6 protein-coding genes and 1 pseudogene are annotated in these 7,664 nt (G+C 41.4%); 1 reads left to right on the top strand and 6 read right to left on the bottom strand.

Annotation, left to right across the window (positions count from 1 at the left end):
- The 3 genes and pseudogenes from AC1DSB_RS11225 to hprK form a co-directional block, all read right to left on the bottom strand.
- Positions 1-109: pseudogene (locus AC1DSB_RS11225) on the bottom strand (nucleoside recognition domain-containing protein); the annotation flags it as partial.
- 17 nt (positions 110-126) lie between these two features.
- Entirely contained in the window at positions 127-939 is an 813-nt protein-coding gene (gene lgt / locus AC1DSB_RS11220; protein WP_477531402.1) for a prolipoprotein diacylglyceryl transferase, read from the bottom strand.
- A gap of 27 nt (positions 940-966) precedes the next feature.
- Complete coding sequence (gene hprK / locus AC1DSB_RS11215) at positions 967-1,902, bottom strand: HPr(Ser) kinase/phosphatase (protein WP_016429104.1); 936 nt, start codon at positions 1,900-1,902, stop codon at positions 967-969.
- Between the two features lie 247 nt (positions 1,903-2,149).
- On the opposite strand from hprK, the gene AC1DSB_RS11210 reads away from it, so the two are divergent.
- On the top strand, positions 2,150-2,692 hold the full coding sequence (locus AC1DSB_RS11210) for an N-acetylmuramoyl-L-alanine amidase (RefSeq protein ID WP_477531401.1): 543 nt from the start codon (positions 2,150-2,152) through the stop codon (positions 2,690-2,692).
- Positions 2,693-2,747: 55 nt separating this feature from the next.
- On the opposite strand, the gene AC1DSB_RS11205 is transcribed toward AC1DSB_RS11210, so the two are convergent.
- The 3 genes from AC1DSB_RS11205 to AC1DSB_RS11195 form a co-directional block, all read right to left on the bottom strand.
- Complete coding sequence (locus tag AC1DSB_RS11205; protein WP_477586732.1) at positions 2,748-3,908, bottom strand: DUF4097 family beta strand repeat-containing protein; 1,161 nt, start codon at positions 3,906-3,908, stop codon at positions 2,748-2,750.
- Between the two features lie 78 nt (positions 3,909-3,986).
- On the bottom strand, positions 3,987-6,887 hold the full coding sequence (gene uvrA, locus AC1DSB_RS11200) for an excinuclease ABC subunit UvrA (protein WP_016429107.1): 2,901 nt from the start codon (positions 6,885-6,887) through the stop codon (positions 3,987-3,989).
- Between the two features lie 6 nt (positions 6,888-6,893).
- The coding region (locus AC1DSB_RS11195; protein WP_477586731.1) for a helicase-related protein at positions 6,894-7,664 on the bottom strand (771 nt) is incomplete at its 5' end.

The following is a 7,664-nucleotide window of genomic DNA, read 5'->3' as shown; positions in this document are numbered from 1 at the left end:
CTGGTGTGTACTGCAAAATAACCAGCAACAATGTAATTGGAAATATGATTTTGCTAAGCGTCCAGGTTGTTTTAAGACCCGCCAGCAGTCCATTTTTTATTGTAGTCATGTATGATACTTCCTTATTTATGCGTCTTTATAACGCACAGGATCTTTAATGGTCATACGACGGTAAACAACAATCAATAGTGCAACAACAACTGTAATAAGAGACACTACCTGTGCCGTGCGAAGTTCCCCGAGTAAATACAGACTGTCAGTCCGCAATCCTTCAATAAAGAAACGTCCCACAGAATACCAGATAAGATAAAACAAGAACATTTCTCCGCGTAGTAAATTAACTCTACGCAATAATATTAAGATAACAACACCCATGAAATTCCATATAGATTCATATAAGAAAGTGGGATGGTAATACGTCCCATCAATTCGCATTTGTTCGATAATCCAGTCTGGTAAAAACATATTCTCTAAGAAAGCACGTGATACAGGTCCTCCGTGGGCTTCCTGATTCATAAAGTTGCCCCAACGTCCTATTGTCTGACCGATTAGGATACTTGGTGCCACTACGTCCGCCAGTTTCAAAAATGAGACTTTGCGTTTTTTCGTAAACACATAAGCGGTAACGAATGAAGCAATCAATGCTCCATGTATGGCAAGTCCTCCCTCCCAAACTTGAAGGATATCACCGGGATTTTGGGAGTAATACTCCCATTTAAATATTACGTAATAAAGACGCGCCCCAAGAATTGCCAATGGGACAGCCCATATCAATAAATCCGTTAAGAATTCTTCGTGAAAACCTCGTTTCAGCATTTCACGCTGTGCTACTAGAAATGCCAAAACAATTCCAAAAGCGATAATGACGCCGTACCATCGTACATCAATCGGTCCAAGAGAAATCGCGATTGGATCAAATGCTCCAAGTAAAAAATTCATGTTATACCCCTTCCATACTTCCTGCTTTTAATATGTAGCGTCTTCATTTTGACTAATGACATCGTTCAGACGATTGGAAAATTCCTCTGCTGCATTGACTCCCATACGTTTCAAACGATAGTTCATCGCTGCCACTTCAATAATAACTGCTAAGTTCCGACCAGGTCGAACGGGAATCGTCAGTCTCGTCAGATCCGTATCAATAATTTTCATTTTTTCTTCCTCGAGCCCGAGACGGTCATACGTTTTCTGTGCATCCCAAATCTCTAAATCAATTACTAGAGATATCCGTTTGAAGCTGCGTATTGCACTTGCACCGAACAAAGTCATGATATCAATAATGCCCAGTCCACGGATTTCTAGTAAATGCTCAATCAGTTTTGGTGGATTCCCTACAAGCGTATTTTCGGCTTCTTGTCTGATTTCCACACAATCGTCAGCAACGAGGCGATGACCTCTTTTGACAAGTTCTAGAGCRGTCTCACTTTTACCGACCCCACTCTTCCCTGTAATCAAAACGCCTACCCCATAAATATCAACGAGTACGCCGTGTACTGCAGTCGTAGGTGCGAGTTTGCTTTCCAAAAAGTTTGTCAGCAAACTGGAGAACCTCGTAGTTGCCATTTTTGCAGTCAATACCGGTACGTGCTCTTCATTCGAAGCAATCTTCAGTTCTTCCGGTACGGTCATACCATGTGAAACAATAATAGCTGGTGTATCAGGTGAGCATAACTTTTTCATGCGATCTATTCGTTCGTGAGGCAGCAACATATCATAAAATGACAGTTCTGTCGTGCCGAGTAGTTGGACACGGTTTGCTGGGTAGTGTGTAAAATAACCGGCCATTTCTAACCCTGGTCTTGAGATATCGCTGATGGCAATATGCCTGCCGATGCCTTCCTGGCCACTGACTAGTTTTAAATCGAACATTTCCATTACATCTTTTGTTGTCACTTGTACCAAAATATCACCTGCTTTCTTCGAAATGCGAATTATCCGTCATGTCCTTTATTTTAGCATGCACTTTGAGAAAAGCGCAAAGTGCCGTTTTGCTGTACATCTGCGCTGGAAGGTTAGGGATGGCGATTGGAGCTAGACAAGCATTTTGATAGTACAACATTAATTTCATGGTACTAAATTGAAGGTAATCTCGATCGAAATTATCTCTCTTCTTTCATTTTTCCTATGTAAGTATTAGGAGGGATGAAGAATGAAGAAGATAATCGTCGATGCTGGACATGGTCCAGAAACTTCAGGTAAACGATCGCCTGATGGAGCCTTACGGGAATTCACTTTTAATGAAGCCACGGCTATACATGTCAAGAAGCTCTTTACTGCTGAAGGATTTACCGTACTATTTTCGCATAATAATTCTTGCGATGTTGCACTTTCAGAACGCATATCTCTAGCGAACAAACTGAAAGTTTCAGCATTTATATCGATTCATGCGAATGCTTTCGGCAATGATTGGAACCAAGCTCAAGGCATTGAAACGTATACTTGTTTGAACCCAAGCGAAACTTCAACTCGGATGGCTACTTTTGTTCAGCAAGCTTTGATCATGCGCACAGGTAGAAAAAATCGAGGTGTTAAAAAAGGGGACTTAGCCGTGCTGAGGGAAACGACGATGCCTGCCATATTAGTGGAATGTGGATTTATGACAAATAAAAAAGAAGCAGACTTGTTAAAAAGTCTAGAATATCAACAGCAATGTGCACAAGCCATCGTTTTCGGTATACTGTGTTCATTATAATAAGGAATATAAAAATCCCCAAATCGATTGTACTTTCGATTTGGGGATTTTCTATTTATTCAGCTGTTGTATAGCGTACGACAATCGAGCCTGTTTTTGCTTCCCCTTTAATATACAGAGGAGCTGCTGTTGAATCTGTGAGTTCTTTTGTAAAACGGATATTTTTTTGCAAGAAATGCTCTTGCTCATTTAAACGTGTCACATCCGGCAATGATACGTCCATTTTCCCGAAATTCGAAGCCACTTCCCCTTGCAAAGCAACCGTGGACGGGACATAAATTTCTACTGTACCAGCCACTGCACGTCCCTCAACTTTACGTGCTTCGGGATTTTTCGTGGTGACAACGACATGACCATTCACAGATTGTGCTTCAATATCTTTTAAATGGCCATCAATGTAAATACGACCATTTATGGTTTCTGCATCAACCTTGTTTCCAATGGCATCTTTAATATTAATGGCGCCATTGGCAGTCTGGATTTCGCCATCCTCCAATTGAACATTTTTCAATTCAATTTTGCCATTAGCGGTTTTGACTTTAAAGCGTCCCACTTCTAGATGTTTGCTGATGAAGGCTCCATTGAACAATCKAACCGATATGGAATCATACATTTGTTTTGGAACATACAAGACGACATTGACAGAAGTTGTTTTCATGTCGCTGATAATGCGCAATCTTTGTTGATCCACGACAAATACAAATTTTTCAAAGAAATCTTTCTTCCCATCCTCTTCATTGGGAGCACGATACACTTTCACATGGCATTCCGCTCGTACTTGACCGTCTTGTGAAGGATAAATTTCGAACTTCCCATTGGCAATGTCGACAGAGACTTCTTTGAAATCTGCCAACTCTTTTGTAAAGGTGTGATGAAATTCGTTCGGTTCACCGARAGGCATATCGAAATCGAATGATTTCATTTTACCGACAGCCGTTTGCATAAATTGCATGAAACGGTCGCTGAATTGCGAAAAATCTCTTTTAATATCTTCCATAAAATCTTCTGCTTGAGAGGATGTGGTTTTCTTGTTGTGTGTTTCAGAATTTGTATGAGTGGAATGGTTATGCACATCAGACGTTCCCGGTCCAGCGTATGCTGACACACTAGGTTTAGCCTTATCATTTCCAAGAGCCTCTAGTAATACCAACGCTTCTTGAGCAGAAATCGTTCCTTTTTCAACTAGATCTAAAATGCGTTTACGTTCTTCTTGCATATAGTTGGCCTCCTTCAAAGCCGCTTTGCGCGGAACTTTGTTCTTCCCTTATACATACGGTTCATCCACAAAAAGGTTTCATTTAGCTGAAACTGTCTCTTTTTTCGCCTTCTTTTTTGTTGAAGCTTTTGCGATTTGATCTTCCATGCGCTGACGGTCACGTTCTAGCACAGGTTTTAAATAGCGACCTGTATATGACTTTTTGACATTGGCAATTTCTTCAGGGGTACCCACTGCTAAAATGGTGCCGCCTTTATCGCCACCTTCTGGCCCTAAATCAATCAAGTAATCGGAAGTTTTAATAACATCTAAGTTATGTTCGATTACTAAAACGGTATCGCCACTTTCAACCAATCGCTGCAAGACAACAAGCAAACGGGCAATATCATGTGCATGAAGTCCAGTCGTCGGTTCATCTAGAATGTAGAATGATTTACCATTCGAGCGTTTATGCAATTCCGAAGCCAACTTAACCCGTTGTGCTTCACCACCTGATAACGTCGTAGCTGGCTGGCCCAACTCCATATAGCCTAGGCCTACATCGACAATTGTTTGAAGTTTACGGCTGATTTTCGGGATATTTTCAAAGAATTTCAGACCGTCTTCCACTGTCATTTTCAATACATCTGCAATATTTTTGTCTTTGTATTTCACTTCCAGTGTTTCACGGTTGTATCGTTTCCCATGGCAAATCTCACATGGTACATAGACATCCGGCAAGAAATGCATTTCAATCTTGATGATACCGTCACCACGACAAGCTTCACAACGTCCACCTTTAACGTTAAAACTGAATCGACCTTTTTTGTAGCCACGCACTTTCGCTTCGTTCGTTGACGCATACACATCCCGAATATCATCAAATACGCCCGTGTAGGTAGCTGGATTTGATCTTGGTGTTCGGCCAATTGGAGACTGGTCAATATCAATGACTTTTTCCAATTGTTCGATACCTGTTACTTCTATGTGCTGTCCAGGTTTCGATTTTGCTCGATTTAGCTTTTGAGCGAGAGCTTTATGCAAAATTTCATTTATCAACGTACTTTTCCCTGAACCTGACACACCTGTAACCGAAGTGAAAACACCAAGCGGAATATCCACGGTAACATTTTTCAAATTGTTTTCTGTCGCTCCCTTGATCGTTATCAAACGACCGTCCGGTTTGCGACGTTCTGTAGGCAGCGGAATGAATTTCTTCCCGCTTAAATATTGACCGGTAATGGACTTCGTGTTTTTCATGACCTGCGCCGGTGTTCCGGAAGCGACAATTTCTCCACCATGTACTCCTGCTCCAGGACCCACGTCAATTAAATAATCTGCAGCCATCATCGTGTCTTCATCATGTTCAACCACAATTAACGTATTACCGATATCTCGCATATTTTTAAGCGTTGAAATCAAGCGATCATTATCTCGTTGATGCAAGCCGATTGAAGGTTCATCCAAAATGTAAAGTACGCCCGATAAACGCGAACCAATTTGAGTCGCTAAACGGATACGTTGTGCTTCCCCACCCGACAATGTTCCAGCAGCCCGACTCAACGTTAGATAATCCAGTCCCACATTAATAAGGAACCCAAGTCGTTCATCGATTTCACGTAAAATGAGTCGTGCAATTTGCATATCTTTTTCGGATAACTCGAGTGATTTGAAAAATGCATCAGCTTCCTGAATGGAGAAAGACGTCACTTGTCCGACATGTAGTGAAGCTACTTTCACTGCCAATGTTTCAGGTTTCAGACGATAGCCTTCACATGTTGGGCAATCTTGTTGGGCCATATATTTTTCCATTTGCTCGCGAATATAATCCGACGACGTTTCTTTATAACGGCGTTCGATATTTTTTAATACGCCTTCAAAATAAATCTCATTGCTCCGAACTTGTCCAAAATCATTTTCATAACGGAATGTAATTTTATCCTTGCCAGAGCCATGAAGAATTTTATCCATTTGTTCTTTCGGCAGTTTTTTCACGGGTTTTTTCATATCGATTTTGTAATGTTTACATACTGCCGCCAAAAGTTGTGGATAGTATTGAGAACTGGTCGGTTCCCACGGTACAATCGCTCCTTCATTCAACGATTTTGACCAATCGGGAATCACAAGTTCAGGATCCACTTCAAGCTTCGTACCTAGACCATCACATTCCGGACAGGCACCAAATGGACTGTTGAATGAAAACATGCGTGGTTCTAGTTCCCCAATTGAAAATCCACAAATTGGACATGCATGATGTTCACTGAACAGTAATACTTCATGTTCCATTACATCAATCAAGACACGACCATCCGCCAGTCTTAACGCGGACTCCAATGAATCTGCCAGTCGTGCTGCAACATCATCCTTCATCACGACACGGTCAATAACAATTTCAATGTCATGCTTTTTATTTTTGTCTAAATTAATGTCGTCATCCAGATCCATTAAATCACCGTTTACACGCACTCGTACATAGCCTTGCTTCTTCACATCTTCCAACATTTTTGCATGAGTACCTTTACGACCGGAAACAATCGGCGCTAAAATTTGCATCCGCGTACGTTCCGGGAATTCCATCAAACGGTCAACCATTTGCTCAATGGTCTGTGATGTAATTTCAGTCCCGTGATTTGGACAGATCGGTTTCCCGACACGTGCAAATAACAGTCGTAAATAATCATAAATTTCCGTTACTGTCCCCACAGTGGAACGAGGATTGCGGCTTGTTGTTTTTTGGTCAATGGAAATGGCAGGTGACAAGCCTTCAATGGCATCTACATCCGGTTTATCCATTTGACCTAAAAACTGTCGTGCATAGGCAGACAATGACTCGACATAACGTCGTTGTCCTTCTGCATAAATCGTATCGAAAGCAAGTGAAGATTTACCCGATCCCGATAAGCCTGTCATGACAACAAGCTTGTCTCGTGGAATTGTTAAATCTACGTTTTTCAAATTATGTGCACGTGCACCTTGTATACGAATTTCCTGGTTTTTCAAATCGGTTCATCCTTCCGCTTTCAGTTCCAAAATCGTGTCACGCAGTTCAGCTGCACGTTCGAAATCGAGTGCTTTCGCTGCGTCTTTCATTTCTTTTTCCAAAGTCAGCAACAATGTCACTTTCTCGTCTTTGGTCAATTTTTTGCCTTTTGTTACTTTTTCCATATATGTCGATGTTTCTTCTGCATTATGAGAAGCACGAATGACATCGCGAATTTTCTTCTGAATTGTTTGCGGGGTAATGCCATGTTTTTCGTTATACTCTATTTGGATATCGCGGCGTCGCTGCGTTTCACCAATTGCTTTGGTCATTGAATCCGTCATGCGATCCGCATACATGATGACATGTCCATTGGCATTACGTGCTGCCCGTCCAATTGTTTGAATAAGTGAACGCTCGGAACGTAAAAACCCTTCTTTGTCCGCATCCAAAATCGTCACTAGCGAAACTTCCGGAATATCGAGTCCTTCTCTGAGCAAGTTGATGCCAATCAATACATCATACGTACCCATGCGAAGTTCTCTAATAATTTCAATTCGCTCAAGTGTTTTAATTTCTGAGTGCAAATAATTAACTTTAATGCCGATTTCTTTTAAATAATCGGTTAAATCCTCTGACATTTTTTTCGTTAATGTGGTCACAAGAACCCGTTCATTACGCTCGGCCCGTTGACGGATTTCATCAATCAAATCATCAATCTGACCTTCAATCGGACGGACATCGATTGTAGGGTCTAACAAGCCTGTCGGTCTAATGATTTGCTGAACCATGTCAGG

This window comes from Paenisporosarcina sp. P4_E4_2, from assembly GCF_056401595.1.
This window is presented reverse-complemented; position numbering and strand designations above follow the sequence as displayed.

Excerpts from the sequence above, each read along its gene's own strand:
- lgt (WP_477531402.1), bottom strand. The coding sequence starts at position 939 with ATGAATTTTTTACTTGGAGCATTTGATCCAATCGCGATTTCTCTTGGA.
- AC1DSB_RS11210 (WP_477531401.1), top strand. The coding sequence starts at position 2,150 with ATGAAGAAGATAATCGTCGATGCTGGACATGGTCCAGAAACTTCAGGT.